General features: G+C 35.7%; 14 protein-coding genes. All 14 read right to left on the bottom strand.

Annotation, left to right across the window (positions count from 1 at the left end):
- Positions 1 to 52 precede the first annotated feature (52 nt).
- Positions 53 to 1,270, bottom strand: coding sequence for a M16 family metallopeptidase (locus C7437_RS04575; RefSeq protein WP_111438438.1), 1,218 nt, complete (start codon positions 1,268 to 1,270; stop codon positions 53 to 55).
- A 117-nt stretch (positions 1,271 to 1,387) separates the two neighbouring features.
- A complete protein-coding gene (pnp, locus tag C7437_RS04580; RefSeq protein WP_111438439.1) occupies positions 1,388 to 3,505 on the bottom strand; it encodes a polyribonucleotide nucleotidyltransferase in 2,118 nt (705 codons plus the stop codon).
- 286 nt (positions 3,506 to 3,791) lie between these two features.
- Positions 3,792 to 4,061 (bottom strand): 30S ribosomal protein S15, encoded by a 270-nt coding sequence (rpsO, locus tag C7437_RS04585; protein WP_111438440.1) that lies wholly within the window; start codon positions 4,059 to 4,061, stop codon positions 3,792 to 3,794.
- A gap of 134 nt (positions 4,062 to 4,195) precedes the next feature.
- On the bottom strand, positions 4,196 to 5,143 hold the full coding sequence (ribF, locus tag C7437_RS04590) for a riboflavin biosynthesis protein RibF (protein ID WP_111438441.1): 948 nt from the start codon (positions 5,141 to 5,143) through the stop codon (positions 4,196 to 4,198).
- A gap of 1 nt (position 5,144) precedes the next feature.
- Positions 5,145 to 6,065, bottom strand: a complete 921-nt coding sequence (gene truB, locus C7437_RS04595) for a tRNA pseudouridine(55) synthase TruB (protein WP_111438442.1) — start codon at positions 6,063 to 6,065, stop codon at positions 5,145 to 5,147.
- A gap of 75 nt (positions 6,066 to 6,140) precedes the next feature.
- Complete coding sequence (rbfA, locus tag C7437_RS04600; protein ID WP_111438443.1) at positions 6,141 to 6,494, bottom strand: 30S ribosome-binding factor RbfA; 354 nt, start codon at positions 6,492 to 6,494, stop codon at positions 6,141 to 6,143.
- A gap of 23 nt (positions 6,495 to 6,517) precedes the next feature.
- On the bottom strand, positions 6,518 to 6,796 hold the full coding sequence (locus C7437_RS04605; protein ID WP_111438444.1) for a DUF503 domain-containing protein: 279 nt from the start codon (positions 6,794 to 6,796) through the stop codon (positions 6,518 to 6,520).
- Positions 6,793 to 9,222, bottom strand: a complete 2,430-nt coding sequence (gene infB, locus C7437_RS04610) for a translation initiation factor IF-2 (protein WP_111438445.1) — start codon at positions 9,220 to 9,222, stop codon at positions 6,793 to 6,795. Before infB ends, C7437_RS04605 begins: the two co-directional genes overlap by 4 nt.
- Positions 9,223 to 9,226: 4 nt before the next feature.
- A complete protein-coding gene (locus C7437_RS04615; protein ID WP_111438446.1) occupies positions 9,227 to 9,547 on the bottom strand; it encodes a YlxQ family RNA-binding protein in 321 nt (106 codons plus the stop codon).
- On the bottom strand, positions 9,544 to 9,822 hold the full coding sequence (rnpM, locus tag C7437_RS04620) for an RNase P modulator RnpM (RefSeq protein ID WP_111438447.1): 279 nt from the start codon (positions 9,820 to 9,822) through the stop codon (positions 9,544 to 9,546). Before rnpM ends, C7437_RS04615 begins: the two co-directional genes overlap by 4 nt.
- 19 nt (positions 9,823 to 9,841) lie before the next feature.
- Positions 9,842 to 10,975, bottom strand: a complete 1,134-nt coding sequence (gene nusA, locus C7437_RS04625; RefSeq protein WP_111438448.1) for a transcription termination factor NusA — start codon at positions 10,973 to 10,975, stop codon at positions 9,842 to 9,844.
- Positions 10,976 to 10,997: 22 nt separating this feature from the next.
- The gene (rimP, locus tag C7437_RS04630; protein ID WP_111438449.1) at positions 10,998 to 11,477 is read right to left on the bottom strand and encodes a ribosome maturation factor RimP; all 480 of its coding nucleotides are present in this window, start codon (positions 11,475 to 11,477) and stop codon (positions 10,998 to 11,000) included.
- A 134-nt stretch (positions 11,478 to 11,611) separates the two neighbouring features.
- Positions 11,612 to 15,928, bottom strand: a complete 4,317-nt coding sequence (locus C7437_RS04635) for a PolC-type DNA polymerase III (protein WP_111438450.1) — start codon at positions 15,926 to 15,928, stop codon at positions 11,612 to 11,614.
- A gap of 80 nt (positions 15,929 to 16,008) precedes the next feature.
- Entirely contained in the window at positions 16,009 to 17,268 is a 1,260-nt protein-coding gene (gene rseP / locus C7437_RS04640) for an RIP metalloprotease RseP (RefSeq protein ID WP_111438451.1), read from the bottom strand.
- Positions 17,269 to 17,282: the final 14 nt, after the last annotated feature.

Below are 17,282 nucleotides of genomic sequence, written 5' to 3' on the forward strand. Positions count from 1 at the left end.
ATGCCCCTTCCGTAAAGAAAGTGAAAAAAAGCCGATCATAAATGATCGACTTTTACTTTGGCATGATGACAGAAATTGCTGGCTCATGTGAGAATATTTTATTTATAAGTTGCATTACGGATACAAGTGTTACTTGATCAATTGATTCAACTACTTCGTCAAGCGTACGATGTGTTCCATATAATAACTCATTTTTCCCATTTCTACTCATTCTTGCGTTAGTACTTTCTAAACCTAGCATTAAATTACCTTTTAGTTGTTCCTTAGCATTTTCCACTTCAACTTCTGTAAACCCGTTTTTTACGATAGAAGTAATCGTATCAAGAATAGAAGTTTTTAATTCTTCCATTTGGCTACTAGATGTCCCTCCGTAAATAGCCAGAACTCCTGTATCTTCATAAGAAGAGTGATAAGAATAAATCGAATATGCCAATCCTTTGTCTTCTCTAATCTCTTGGAAAAGTCTTGATGACATACTTCCACCGAGAATATTATTCAAAACGACTAAGCTATATATATTTTCTGCATTGGCACTTAGACCAGGATATCCAAAACAGATATGCCCTTGCTCTGTTTCTTTCAATTTCTCCGTGTAACCACTTTTAATCTCAGGGATAGATGGTTCCATTGTTTCACTAACAGCTACTTCAAATTGGCCGAAAAGGCTCTCTATGCGTTCTAATAACTCATCTTCTATGTTTCCTGCTACAGAGACAACAATATTTTTTGGGGTATAATGCTGTTCCATATAAGATAAAATAGAAGCTCTAGTAAACGTATTTAATATTTCTTTTGTTCCTAATATCGGAGAACCTAATGGATCGTCTCCAAACATCAGTTTCCATAAGTATTCATGAACAATATCATCAGGCGTATCTTCCACCATATTAATTTCTTCTAATATAACCTGTCTCTCTTTCTCCAATTCAATAGAGTCGAATAAAGAATTAAAAAACATATCTGCAAGAACTTCAACTGCAAATATAGCATGATGATCTAAGACTTTAGCATAATAACAAGTATTCTCTTTTGAAGTGAATGCATTAATATTTCCACCAATACGATCAAACTCTTCAGCAATCTTTCTCGCAGACCTTGTTTTTGTTCCTTTAAATAGCATATGTTCAATAAAATGAGTTAATCCATTTTCTTCAAGCTTTTCATATCTTGACCCAGCCTGTACCCAAATACCAACTGCTACTGAACGAACGTGAGGGATATGTTCTGAAACAATTCGTAGTCCATTTTTACACGTAATTTTTTTTATCAAACTCGCACCTCTATCTATATTTATCTTAACTAAATCCGTATTAAATTGAAAAAGGCTGCCGTAGAATTATTCTACGGTCAACCTTGAGTAATAATGAAAGAATTTGTATTTTTATTTTTATTGTTCTTTTTGTTCAGCGCGTTCTTTTTCTTCTTTTAATACAATTTTTCTAGAAATATTTACGCGTCCTTGGTTATCTATTTCAATAACTTTTACTAATAGCTCGTCCCCAAGTTTTAACACGTCTTCTACATCTTTCGTACGTTCTTCTTGAATTTCCGAAATGTGTAATAAACCATCTTTTCCAGTGAATAATTCTACAAAAGCACCGAATTTTTCAATTCGTTTAACTTTTCCTAGATAATATTCTCCAACTTTTGCAACGCGAACAATATTTTCAATAATTGCTTTTGCACGAGCAATCATTTCTTCATTAGGCGACGCAATATAAATCGTCCCATCTTGCTCTGTATCAATTTTCACGCCAGTTTCATCAATTATTTTATTAATTTGTTTCCCACCTGGCCCGATTACATCACGGATTTTATCAGGATTAATTTTGATTACAACAATTTTAGGTGCATAAGTAGACAATTTCTCACGTGGTTCAGAAATTGTTGCAAGCATGCTTTCTAAAATTTGCATACGTCCAATTTTAGCTTGTGCTAACGCTTCTTCTAAAATTGTTCTAGATAAACCATCAATTTTTATGTCCATTTGAAGTGCTGTAATTCCTTTAGAAGTACCAGCTACTTTAAAGTCCATATCTCCTAAATGATCTTCCATTCCTTGAATATCCGTTAAAATAGTATAGTTTTCGCCTTTTTTAACAAGTCCCATTGCAATACCAGCAACTGGAGCTTTCAAAGGTACACCAGCATCCATCATCGCAAGCGTTGAAGCACAAATACTAGCTTGAGAAGTAGATCCATTCGATTCTAAAACTTCTGCTACTAAACGTAGTGTATAAGGGAAATCATTTTCATCTGGAATAACAGCTAGTAAAGCACGTTCTCCAAGTGCACCATGGCCAATTTCGCGACGACCTGGTGAGCGAAGTGGTCCTGTTTCTCCAACACTGAATTGCGGGAAATTATAATGATGCATGAAACGCTTCGTTTCTTCTAGACCAATACCATCAATAATTTGAACATCACCTAATGGCCCTAATGTACAAATACTCAATGCTTGCGTTTGACCACGAGTAAATAATCCAGAACCATGTGTTCTAGGAAGTACCCCTACTTCAGATGATAATGGACGGATTTCAGCAACTCCACGGCCATCTGGACGGATTTTTTCTTCTGTAATTAGACGACGAACTTCATCTTTTACCATTGCTTCTAGAATTTCACGAATTTGTTTTAATGTTTCATCTGTTGACTCTTTTTCTTTATATTGTTCTAATACTTCCGTTTTCACTTCAGTAATGGCATCTTCACGAGCGTGTTTTTCTTGTACTTGAATAGCTTGTACAAGTTTTGTTTCACAAATTCCTTTTACTTCTTCAAAAAGTTCTTGGTCTAATTGGAACAAAGCAATTTCTTTTTTAACTTTACCAATTTCAGCAACAATTTTTTCTTGGAATTCAATTAATTTTACGATTTCACTGTGTCCGTACATAATTGCTTCTAATACAACATCTTCAGTAACTTCGTTTGCTCCTGCTTCGACCATGTTAATCGCTTCTTTTGTTCCAGCAACTACTAGATCTAAAGTACTCAATTCCATTTGCTCAACCGTTGGATTAATAATGAACTCGCCATCAATTAAACCAACTTGAACTCCTGCAATTGGTCCGTCAAATGGAATATCAGATACACTAAGTGCAAGTGAAGATCCTAGCATAGCAGCCATTTCCGAAGAACAGTTTTGATCTACTGACATGACAATTGAAATAACTTGTACTTCATTGCGGAAGCCATCTGGAAATAACGGGCGAATTGGTCGATCAATTAATCGACTTGTCAAAATCGCTCTTTCAGACGGTCTACCTTCACGTTTAATAAATCCTCCTGGAATTTTACCAACAGCATATAATTTTTCTTCATAGTTAACTGTTAGCGGGAAAAAATCTAAGTTTTTCGGATTTTTTGAAGCCGTCGCTACTGATAATACAGTTGTATCACCGTATCGTACTAATACCGCCCCATTTGCTTGCTTTGCAAGTTGTCCAATTTCTACTTGCAATGGACGACCTGCCCATTCATAAGTGAATACTTTTTTTTCAGTCATTTAATCTGGACTCCTCTCAACTTTAAAAACCCTTTATTTTTTATATAAAATTTGTCTTGGCTTATTTTGGACCAAGCTTTAATTCTATTCAGCATTCATTTATGCACACCAATGAATAACAATTTTCATCCTTATTCGTCAATCATAAAAAAGTGCACGAATTAAGCAGAATAGAGTTAAAAGTTATATGTATCATAAGTAGTGTATCAAAAATATCTAAACTATGCGAAATATATATTTAAACAAAAGAAAAAGCGGGACGAATCCCGCTTTCCTAATTGCTATCTTATCGACGTAAACCAAGTTTCGCGATTAATGCGCGGTAACGTTCTACTTCGTTATCACGTAAGTATTTTAATAAGTTACGACGACGTCCAACCATTTTGAATAGACCACGACGTGAGTGATGATCTTTCTTGTGAGTACGTAAATGTTCGTTTAAAGAATTAATTTCTTCCGTAAGTACTGCGATTTGAATATCTGCAGAACCAGTATCACTTTCGTGTATTCTGAATTCAGCGATTAGTTCATTTTTACGTTCATTTGTAATTGCCATTTTTGTTTTCCTCCTATATTTGAAAATATCCCCTATTCCTGAGCAATCGTTGGAGAATCGAAAAAGCCAAGGAATGGTTAAGTACATTTTGCACTATAAAAATATACCATATTGCCATTTGAGAAGCAACTTATTTACTGTTCTTTAAAATAATCAATGGCAACTTCTTTATCTTTCCCGATTTGTTCTTTCAGAGCTTCAATTCCACTAAATTTTTGTTCCGATCGAATTCTTTTATACCAGTGGACCACGACTTCTTCTCCGTAAATAGATTGATCAAAATCTATCACATGAACTTCAATACTCAGGTTCTTTTCATCTGGATTATTAAATGTTGGTTTATAACCTACATTGCAAACACCTTCATGCCATTTTTCTTGCACTTGGATTTTCACAGCGTATACTCCTGTGGAAGGAGTAAATTGACCTTCTGTAGGCTTAACATTTGCGGTTGGGAAATTGATTGTTCTTCCCCTTTTATCTCCATGAACAACAACTCCAGATAACATAAATGGTCTACCCAAAAGGAACATTACATCTTCTAGGTCCCCCATTTTTAGTGCTTCTCTAATTCTAGTCGAACTTATTTTATCACCTTCATACGCTTGTTTAGAAACGACCGAAACAGTATATTCTCCACTAGAAAGTTGTTCCATTTCTTCCATCGTCCCTTTTCCAAAAGCTCCAAACGTAAAATCAAAACCAGCCGTAACATGTTTCACATTTGCTTTTTTTATAAAGGAGTCTATAAATTGGAGTGGCGTTAGTTTCGCAAAGTCAGAGGTAAATCTCACAACGAAAACAGTGTCTACTTTTAACTCTTTTAATATTTCTATTTTTTGTTCAAGTGGTGTTATATAAAATACTTCTTCTTTACTTCTACCAAGAACTAGAGAGGGGTGAGGATCAAAAGTCATTACCGCCGTTTTCAAACCATATTCTATGCTTTTTTCAAAAGCTTTTCCTATAACTGCTTGATGTCCCCTGTGTACACCATCAAAAAAACCGATTGCCAACGAATATGCTTTATTCTCTTCATTCATAAATAAATGATTTGGGTAAGATAAATAATGTACGTTCATATTAAACTCCTTTTTCAGTTGCAAACATTTTTTCTGGTTTCATCATACCATCTTTTGTTGGATGTTTGATATACACTGCTAGTGGTTTTGCATTTTTAATAAAAACAATTTTTTCATTTGTTTCGAGCATTGGATTTACTGGTATAACTTGGCCATTGGTAATACTTTTTTCTATTTCACCAGTTACTTCTATCATTGGCCAATCATCTAGTGCATATTGAATAGGGAATATAGAAGTTTCTAAAGTAGCATTTAAGTTAGCATTATTTACTTCAGATAAAGTAAGGCATTGGTCCTTAGTAAAACTCCCAGAAGCTGTTCGGATAAGGGATGACATATGAGCTGGATACCCTAATAATTCTCCTATTTGCACCGCTAATGTTCGGATATATGTGCCCTTGCTACAGTCTATTTCAATAGAAAAAGATATCGTTTCTCCATTAAATTCGGTAGCAGTATCTAATAATTCTAATCGATGAATAGTAACTTTTCTACTGGGACGCTCTATTACTTTACCCTCGCGCGCATACTCGTAAAGTCTTTTACCATTTACTTTAACAGCAGAATACATGGGTGGTGTTTGTGTAATTTCTCCTGTTAATCTTTGTAAAGCTGAGATTATTTGTTCTTTTGAAAAATGTTTTGTAGATAAATTTTGTTCTACAATTTCCCCGTCTGCATCTTCGGTAGTAGTAGAGGTTCCAATAGAAACGGTTGCCACATATGTTTTACCCTGGTTCATTATATACTCTGCCACTTTCGTTGCTTGCCCCAAACAAATTGGCAATACTCCTTCTACGCTTGGATCTAGTGTGCCGGTATGCCCAATTCGCTTCATATGAAGTATTTTACGAAGTTTGAATATGCAATCGTGAGAAGTCATACCTTTTTCTTTCCACAATGGAAGAATCCCTTCATACATGTTTGTTCACCTCTTTTTTAAAATATACAACAAAGAAGTCTGCTTGTTGTAATAAGCAGACTTCTCATTTTATTCTTATTGCTCTGATTGCTCTGATGTTTTATTAATTTCACGTAATAAATTATCAATTTTATTGCCGTATAATGCTGATTCATCAATTTCAAATAAAAGTTCAGGCGTAATGCGAAGTCTAATACGTTGTCCAATTTCTGAACGAATAAAGCCTTTCGCTTTGTCTAAAGCTCTTATAGTATCTTTATTATCGCCGTTTAAGACAGTAATATAGATAGTCGCCTGTTGTAGGTCACCTGTTACTGCTACATCTGTTACAGTAACAAATCCAATACGAGGATCTTTAAGTTTTCTACTGATGATTTCGCCTAACTCTTTTTTCATTTGTTCAGCAACTCGATTTGCGCGCATCGACATGAAGGTTACACCTCAATTTCTGTCTATAAATATTCTTTTCTTATATCGATACATTCCCATTCAGGATTAGACTCGAGGAATGTAATGGCATATGAAAGCTCTCGTTCAGCTGCTACTTTATCTGAAGATATAATAACCATCCCGATAAGCGTTCGTTGCCAGACATCCTGGTGGTCTAATTCCACAATAGAAACATTGTATTTTTGTTTTGCTCGAGTAAGCATACTTTGCAGTACTGCTCTTTTTTCTTTCAATGAATGTGCAGTTGGAATCAAAAATTCACACTCTGCATATACAATCATTTACGTTTTATTTCTTCCATAATAAATGCTTCCACAATATCGCCTTCTTTAATTTCATTAAAGTTTTTGATTGTTAATCCACATTCATACCCTTTAGCTACTTCTTTAGCGTCATCTTTAAAACGTTTTAGTGTATCTAATTCGCCCTCAAATATAACGATACTGTCACGAATTACACGTACTCCGCTATCTCTTGCAAGTTTACCTTCAGTTACGTATGAACCAGCAATTGTACCAACTTTAGATACTTTGAATGTTTCACGAACCTCGGCTTGACCAATAATTTTTTCTTGGTATTCAGGATCAAGTAAACCTTTCATCGCAAATTCGATTTCTTCGATTACTTTGTAGATTATTTTGTGTAAACGAATATCTACACCATCTTCTTCAGCTGCACGTTTTGCATTTAGATCAGGTCGAACGTTGAAACCGATAACAATTGCGTTTGAAGCAGCTGCTAAAGAAATATCTGATTCTGTAATTGCTCCAGCTCCAGTATGAATAATACGAACATTTACACCTTCTACTTCAATTTTCATAAGTGATGATGCCATAGCTTCAACTGTACCTTGAACATCTGCTTTTACGATAATGTTAAGCTCTTTCATTTCTCCTTGTTTCATTTGATCAAATAAATTATCAAGTGTTACACGAGTTTTTTCAGAGCGTTGATTAACTTGTGCTTCTGATGCACGAGATTCTCCAACTTGACGAGCAGTTTTCTCATCTTCAAATACTACGAAACGATCTCCAGCTTTAGGTACTTCGTTTAATCCAGTAATTTCTACAGGCGTAGAAGGACCAGCTTCTTTCACGCGACGACCAAGATCATTTATCATTGCACGCACTCGTCCGAATGAGTGCCCTACAACGATCGGATCTCCAACGCGTAAAGTTCCATCTTGTACAAGTAAAGTGGCAACTGAGCCTTTTCCTTTATCAAGTTGAGCTTCGATAACAGAACCAATTGCAAGACGTTTAGGATTTGCTTTTAGTTCAGCAACCTCAGAAACAAGTAAAACCATTTCTAATAGGTTATCAATTCCATCACCTGTTAAAGCTGAAATAGGAACGAAGATCGTTTCTCCACCCCAAGCTTCAGATACTAAACCGTGTTCAGTAAGTTCTTGCATAACTTTATCAGGATTAGCAGATGGTTTATCCATTTTGTTTACCGCAACAATAATTGGAACTTCAGCAGCTTTAGCATGATTAATTGCCTCAACAGTTTGTGGCATTACTCCATCATCCGCAGCAACTACAAGAATAGTAACATCCGTAACTTTTGCACCACGAGCACGCATTGTTGTAAATGCAGCATGTCCAGGTGTATCTAAGAACGTTATTTTTTTCCCATTTTCAACAACAACTTGGTATGCACCAATATGCTGCGTAATCCCGCCGGCTTCTCCAGCAGTAACTTTCGTATTACGAATAGAGTCAAGTAAAGTTGTTTTACCATGGTCAACGTGTCCCATAATTGTTACAACTGGTGGACGTTCTTCTGAATCCTCTGGATTTCCTTCAGCAGATTCGAAGAATACATCTAAATCAGTAATGTCGATTTTAATTTCTTCTTCTACTTCTACACCATAGTCTGCACAAATTAATTCAATAGCATCCTTATCCAATACTTGGTTAATTGTAGACATTACACCAAGTAAGAATAATTTCTTAATAATTTCAGCCGGTTCACGACCTATTTTTTTTGATAACTCTATAACTGTCAAAGACTCAGTAAATGTAATTTTCGCAGGTAATTCTCTTTCTTTTCTTGGCACTGGTGGTTGAACAGGTGTAGTTGGGCCTTTTCTTCTTTTTTGGAACCTTTGGCCTGGTCTATTTTGACCGCCTGGACGACTGTTTCCACCTGGACGTGCATTATTAGTAAAAACTTTTTTTTCTTTTGGTTGACTGTTTGTACCCTGTGTTGCAGTACTTGGTGTAGCTGGTTTTGATTGTCCTTGGTTTTGGCCACTTGGTCTAGATTGACTTTGACCTGTAGTAGGACGTGATTGTGTTTGACTTGCTGGTCTAGATTGACTTTGTCCAGTTGGACGCGATTGCGATTGACTCGCTGGTCTAGATTGACTTTGTCCAGTTGGACGCGATTGCGATTGACTCGCTGGTCTAGATTGACTTTGTCCAGTTGGACGCGATTGCGATTGACTTGCTGGTCTAGATTGACTCTGTCCAGATGGTTTTGATTGATTTGATGTAGTTTGTGCTTGAGGTTTAGCTTGGACAACCTTATTTGGTTGGCCTGCTGTTTTTTTATAGATGCCGTCTAATTTTTGAACAGCGTCTCCTTCTAGCGTAGACATATGGTTAGTTACTTCAACATTTAGTTTCGTTAATTGCTCAATAACTTCTTTACTTGATTTATCAATTTGTTTAGCGTATTCATGAACTCTGATTTTAGTCATTAGCTCACCCCCGGTTAAATTCGTTGAGAAGGCCGGACAATTTTTTTGCAAAACCATCATCCATAATGGCAATTGTCACCCTGGCCTCTTTTCCCGTTGCATGTCCGAGATCGTGCCGGTCTCCAAAGACATGCAGCTCAACGTTAAAAGATGCACATTTATCATTAATTTTTTTCGCAGTATTTTTAGAAGCGTCGCCTGATAAAATAACTAACTTCGCTTTTTGGCTTCTAATTTCTTTTACTACTAATTCTTCACCAGAAGTTGTCTTTCTAGCCCGCGTTGCAAGTCCAAGTAAATTTAAAATTTGTTGTTCTATTTTCATTTTAATTTTTCTCTTTCAATGATGACAATTAACTCGTCATATATTTCAGTTGGTATTGTAACTTCTAAATGATTACCTAAAGAATTTTTCTTTTTTGCCTTGTTAATTGCTTCGATTGTTTTAGAAACATAAGCACCTCGACCGGATTTTTTTCCAGTTAAGTCTACTGACACTTCTCCTTCTTTCGAACGGACAATACGAATCATTTCTTTTTTGGGAATCATTTCTCCAGTTGCAACACATTTACGTAATGGAATTTTCTTTTGGACCACCATACAAGCTCACCATCCTTGCTTATTTATCGTCTTTATAAAAGTCGAAGTCATCCATTTCTTCTGAGTTTAAGCTTTCAACTATTACTTGAGGTGAGTTTTCATTAGGATATATCCCTAATTCTCTCGCATCTGTTTCACTCTTAATATCAATTTTCCAACCAGTTAGCTTAGCAGCAAGTCTAGCATTTTGACCTCTTTTACCAATTGCAAGGGAAAGTTGATAATCTGGCACAACTACTGTTGTCGATTTTTCTAATTCATGTACTTGAACATCTAATACTTTAGATGGGCTAAGTGCATTTGCAACAAAAATAACTGGATCTTCAGACCATTCTACGATATCAATCTTTTCACCACTAAGTTCATTTACAATCGTTTGCACACGTGCACCTTTTGCACCTACACAAGAACCTACAGGATCAATTTCATCGTTATGTGCAAATACAGAAATCTTCGAACGATCTCCTGCTTCACGTGCAATCGATTTAATCTCTACGATTCCTTCGAAAATTTCTGGTACTTCCATTTCAAATAGTCTACGTAATAACCCAGGATGAGTTCTTGAAACAAATACTTGTGGTCCACGAGTAGTCCGTTCTACTTTTGTAATATACACTTTAATACGGTCATGTGGTTTGTATGTTTCAGTTTGAATTTGTTCATTTAAAGGTAAAACTGCTTCCACTTTACCTAGACCTACATAGATATTACGAGCATCTAAACGTTCCACTATACCGTTTACAATATCGTCTTCGCGATCCACATATTCTTCATAGATAAGTCCACGTTCTGCTTCACGTACGCGTTGCGTTACAACTTGTTTTGCGGTTTGTGCTGCGATACGACCAAAGTTACGTGGAGTAACTTCTTCTTCTACAATGTCCCCTAACTCATAGTGGGGATTAATTACTTTTGAATCTTCTAGGGAAATTTGTAATCTTTCATCAGTTACTTCTTCAACTACATCTTTTCTAGAATAAACAAGAATTGTACCAGAACCTAGATTTAAGTCCACTCGAACATTTTGTGCTTGGTTAAAGTTTCTTTTATATGCAGTTACTAATGCAGCTTCAATTGCATCTAATAATACATCTCTTGAAATACCTTTTTGTGTTTCTAATTCGTTTAGCGCATCTAATAATTCGCTACTCATTGCCATCACTCCTCAATATACATTATGCAGAGAAATCAATCGCTAAACGAGCAAGCGCAATTTTCTCTTTCTCGATTTTGATTTTGATTCTTCTAGTTTTCACGCGTACTTCTATTAAAATGCCGTCTTCTGCAGAATAGGAAACTAATGTACCTTCGAACTCTTTAGCTCCATTTACTGGTTCATACGTTTTAATATACACATGTTTACCTACTGCTTGTTCAAAATCTTTCTCTTTCTTCAATGGTCGTTCTGCACCAGGAGAAGAAACTTCTAAAAAGTAGTTTTCATTTATTGGATCTACTTCATCTAATATTTCACTTAGTTTTTCACTAACTTGTGCACACTGTTCAATATCAATACGGCCAGATGGTGTATCGATATATACACGCAAAAACCAATCTTGACCTTCTTTTAGGTACTCGATTTCAACAAGTTCTAAAGTTAATTCTTGTAAAATCGGTGTAACAAGCTCTTCAATTTTGCTAGTAATATTACTCATACATGCCTCCCAAACATCAATGATTTTCTATAAAACAACAGAAAAGAGCGGGAAATCCCACTCTTTCGTCACAGAACTATGAAACATTGGTACTTTTATAGTATCATACTTCTTTTACCCTTGCAAATGAGGTTCTAGAATAAGGACAACTGATTGGCGTCTGGTAGGCCTTCCAAACATCCCATAGCATCCATGTATTCAATAATAGTTTTAGAAACTTTCCCTCTTTGTTGCAAATCCTCTTTAGATAAAAACTCCCCATCAATACGAGCCTTTACAATTTGAATTGCTACGTTAGTACCTAAACCTGGAATTGCATCAAATGGTGGGATCAGTGTGTTACCCTCAATTATAAATTCATCCGCTTTTGATTTATATAAATCAACTTTCTGCAATTTAATTCCACGCTCTGACATTTCAAGTGCAATTTCTAAAACTGTCATTAAGTTTTTTTCTTTCGGTGATGCTTCCAAACCTTTTGCGTTTATTTCATCTAGCTTAGAACGGATTGTTTGAGAACCGTTTATCATGGCGATTAAATCAAAATCTGATGCACGAACAGTAAAATAAGCTGCATAGTATAGTATTGGAAAATGCACTTTAAAATATGCCACTCTTACTGCCATTAATATATAGGCTGCCGCATGGGCTTTCGGGAACATGTATTTAATCTTTTTACATGATTCAATATACCAATTGGCCACTCCTTTAGATTTCATTTCAGCTTCAAATTCTGGAGTTAACCCTTTCCCTTTACGAACAGATTCCATAATTTTAAACGCAAGTGAAGGGTCAAGCCCTTGGTAGATTAAATAAACCATAATATCATCACGACAACCTATAACATCTGACAATTGACAAGTTCCATCTTGAATAAGTTCTTGTGCATTTCCAAGCCATACATCCGTACCGTGAGATAATCCAGAAATTTGAACTAGCTCAGAAAATGTAGTTGGTTTAGTCTCTTCAAGCATTTGACGAACAAAACGAGTTCCAAATTCCGGAATACCTAAAGTTCCGGTTTTACAATCAATCTGATCTACTGTTACTCCAAGTGATTCAGGGCCACTGAAAATTTTCATCACTTCTGGATCATCTGTTGGAATCGTTTTAGGATCAATTCCAGACAAATCTTGCAACATACGAATGACAGTTGGATCATCGTGCCCTAGTATATCTAATTTAAGTAAATTATCATGAATTGAATGGAAATCAAAATGCGTCGTTTTCCATTCAGAATCCTGTGCATCTGCAGGGAATTGTATGGGCGTAAAATCGAAAATATCCATATAATCTGGCACTACAATAATTCCACCTGGATGTTGCCCAGTTGTTCGCTTAACTCCTGTACATCCTTGTACTAGTCGATCAATTTCTGCTCCGCGCATTGTTAAGTTATTGTCATTTGAATAACCACGTACATAGCCATATGCAGTTTTTTCAGCAACTGTACCTATTGTTCCAGCTCTAAATACATTATCTTCCCCAAAAAGTTCTTTCGTATAATTATGGGCTATAGGCTGATATTCTCCACTAAAGTTCAAATCTATATCGGGAACTTTATCCCCTTTAAAACCTAAGAAAGTTTCGAATGGAATATCTTGGCCCTCTTTCACATAAGGAATATCACATGTATCACAGCTTTTGTTTGGCAAATCAAATCCAGAACCAACAGAACCATCTAAGAAAAATTCCGATTTTTTACAATTTGGACATACATAATGCGGTGGCAGGGGATTTACTTCTGTAATTTCTGTTAACGTTGCTACTAACGAAGACCCTACAGATCCACGTGAACCAACTAAGTAACCATCATCTAATGATTTTTTCACTAATTTATGAGAAATTAAATAAATAACAGCGAATCCATGACCGATAATAGACGTTAATTCTTTTTCTATTCGAGCTTCAACAATTTCAGGCAGTTCTTCACCGTAAATCTCTTTAGCTTTCGAATAAGTCAATGATCTAACTTCTTCATCAGCACCTTCGATTTTTGGTGTATATAAATCATCTTTAATCGGTTTTATATCTTCTATTGAATCTGCAATTTTTTGTGGATTTGTCACTACAATCTCTTTTGCTAACTCTTCTCCTAAGAACGAAAATGCATCTAACATTTCATTTGTTGTACGGAAATGTACTTTAGGAAGTTCGGCACGATTTAGAGGATTTGCACCTCCCTGAGAGTTCACTAAAATCTTTCTAAAAATCGCATCATTTTCATGTAAATAATGGACATTTCCTGTAGCAACTACTGGAAGATTAAGTTTTTTTCCAAGTTTTATCATTTTACGAATAATGTCTTCTAAGTTCCATTCATCCCGCACAAGTTCAAGTTCTAATAGATGAGAATAGACTTCTTTCGGATGAATTTCTAAGAAATCATAGAACTTCGCAATTTCTTCCACCTGTTCAAGTGGTTTTTGCATGAGACCAGAGAATACTTCACCTTTGTCACATCCAGAACCAACGATTAATCCTGCTCTATGTTTTTGGAGTGTAGATTTTGTTATTCTTGCTCCCCTGTGAAATGTTGAAATATGAGAATAAGAAACTAATTTGAATAAGTTTTTTAATCCTTCATCATTTACAGCGAAAATAGTACAGTGGGTCGGTCTTGCTTGTTTATAGGAATCCCCTTGGCCCACATGTTTATTAAAATCATCATGATACTTTATTTCCTTTTCTTCCGCTTCTTTCAACAAATGAAGAAGTAAATAGGCTGTTGCTTCACAGTCGAATATTGCTCTGTGGGCTTGCGTTAACTCTATGTTAAATTTTTTCGTAAGTGAACCTAATCTGTGAGTTTTAAATTCTGGGTGTAAAAATCTGGCTAGCTCTAATGTATCAATTACTGGATGGGTAAAGTAATCGATTCCACTTCTACGGTATCCTTCATATAAGAATCCCATATCGAAAGTTGCATTGTGGGCAACAATTATCCCTTCTCCAATGAATTCATAAAAATCTTGAATAACTTGCTCAATTTCTGGAGCATTACGCACCATATCATCAGTAATTCCAGTAAGTTCTATTGTAGTTGCTGATAGAGCATGGTGCGGATTAACAAAGCGTTCAAATTTATCAATAACGTTGCCCTTATACATTTTAACTGCCGCAAGCTCAATTATTTTGTCATAGGTTGCAGATAAACCTGTTGTCTCAACATCAAATACAATATATGTTGCATCTTCAAGCAAAGTATGTTGCTCTTCAAAGGCGATAGGTACACCATCATGAACTAGATTTGCTTCCAGCCCATAAAGTATTTTAATGCCATTCTTTTTCCCAGCAGCGTAGGCTTCCGGAAAAGACTGAACATTAGCATGATCCGTAATGGCAATTGCTTTGTGTCCCCATTTTGCCGCTTGTTCAACCAATGAAGATACGGAAGATACTGCATCCATTACACTCATTGGTGAATGTAAATGCAACTCAACTCGCTTCTCTTTGGCCGTATCAAAACGGAGTACTGGATTAATCTCACACATATCCTGAGCCATGATGATTAAATCACGGACAAACGTATCATTTTGGACAGAGCCTCTTACTTTAATCCACATACCCTTTTTCAGACGCGCCATCATTTGTGCATCTTCTTTATCACGAGAAAACATTTTAACAAGTATTGAATCTGTATAGTCCGTTACTTTTGCAGTAAGCAATGATCGGCCACTTCGAAGTTCTTTTACTTCAACATCAAATACAAAACCTTCAATTGTAACTCGTCTTTCTTCATCTTGAATCTTACCGATTTCCATGGTAGATTCTTCTTTTTTAAGTGGAGTACCCAGTTGGAAAGGACCGTCTATTGCATCATCCCCTCCGTCCCCTCTTTCTTGCTCACGTTTTTGAAGATCATTTAGCGCTTTTTTACCTATCTCTTCTTCTTCTATCTTACGTTGTTCTAAAAAAGCAACTTGAGCAGCCGCTAACGCTTCCGTATCTTCAACTAATTTAAAATCAAAGGGAAGTCTAGGAAATCCAAAAGTTTCATATGTGGTAGCTAGTTGTTCTGTATATTTATTTTTAAATGAGCGATATTCAATTTCTTGAGCGCATGTTAACTGAATCATTTGTCCATTAAATTCTGGTTGTTGTTGCACTAAACGATCTCTAAGTGGAGGTGCCATATCACTTAACTCATTAATAACAGCTTTCCAGTAATCTTTTATAAGTGAATCTGTAACATCCGAATTTATGCAATCTATCGTAATATACACATTCGCAATACCTATAAATTTTCCCTCTATTCTTTTTCTGAACAACTGATAAACATCATAAGGAAGAATAGTAGCGCAATTTATTTGAAAATGCCATTGTCTAATTTTCTTATGTACCGTAAATCTTGTAATGGAGGCACCTTCGAAATGCTTAACGATTTGATCATCTGTTAGATCAAGTTGTTGTAACAATATGTGCATTCTTGACTTACCATCTTGCATCATGAAGAACTCCCCCTTTATTATCAACAGAAAAAGAAAGGAAAGTTCATCCTATCGAACTTTCCTTTCTTTTTAATTATTTGTTAAAAGAAAAAACGTTGAATATCATTCCATGTAACGACTACCATCAATACCATTAAAAGCATGATCCCAACAAAATGAATCATTCCTTCTTTTTGCTTATCAACTGGCTTTCCTCGAATTGCTTCAAATAAGAAAAATAACAGTCGACCACCATCTAGTGCAGGTAATGGCAATAAATTCATGATTCCTAAATTTATACTCAAAAGAGCAGCCCAGTATATCAAATTATATACACCAGATTCCGCAACATCTTCAGTAACTTTATATATACCAACTGGTCCTGATAAATCATCTATTGAAAATTGGCCATTTACAAGGTTTCCAAGGGCTGTAAATATTAATAGCGTTGTATTGTAAGTTTGCTCTGCTCCATATACTACTGCTTTAACCGGATTTTTTTCCATTGGACTACTATATGTAACACCAATTTGTCCAACTTTTTCTTTTCCGGCAACAACTTCATTTGGAGTCATGTTTAAGTCTAAAGATTCACCATTTCGTTCAACTGTAAAATCCATTGCTTCATTTGGACTTACTTTCACTTCTTCAGAAAGCTCTTTCCAAGAGGTAATAGTAACTCCGTTAATCATTGTAACCAAATCTCCATCTTGCATTCCTGCTTGTTCAGCAGGACTTTCTGGAACAACTGTCGTAATGACAGGTTCATAGGTTGGAATACCTTGCAGTAGACCAAGTGCTACAAAGATAAAAAAGGATAAAATAAAATTAAATAGTGGTCCAGCAAAAATTGCCAAAGATCGCTGCCCAACGGTTTTAGAGCCAAATTGTCGATCATAAGGTGCAATAAATGTCTCTTTACCATTTTCATTAATTACGGCATTTCTTGCAACTTTGTAACGCACAAGTCGCTCTTCTTCATTGTATCCCTCGATGTACATTTCTTTCATCAAATCAGATTTCTCAACTTCTAAAAAAAGCATATCAGGAAATTGTTTATTTTGATTTAATACAATTTGCTCAATTTCATTTGCATCATTTAGCCGAATACCTAAACGAAATCCTGGCTGAAGTTCGATTGAATCCAAATCTTCTCCAGCCATTCGAACATATCCACCAATAGGCAGTAGTCGAATTGTATAAAGTGTTTCTCCTTTTGTCATAGCAAAAATTTTCGGACCCATACCAATAGCAAACTCTCTTACCATGATCCCTGCTTTTTTCGCGAAAAGGAAATGTCCTAATTCATGAAAAAAGACGATAGCCCCAAAAATAATAATAAACGCAATAGCCGTTTCCATCATATCCCACCTTC

The organism is Psychrobacillus insolitus (assembly GCF_003254155.1).
GTDB lineage: Bacteria > Bacillota > Bacilli > Bacillales_A > Planococcaceae > Psychrobacillus > Psychrobacillus insolitus.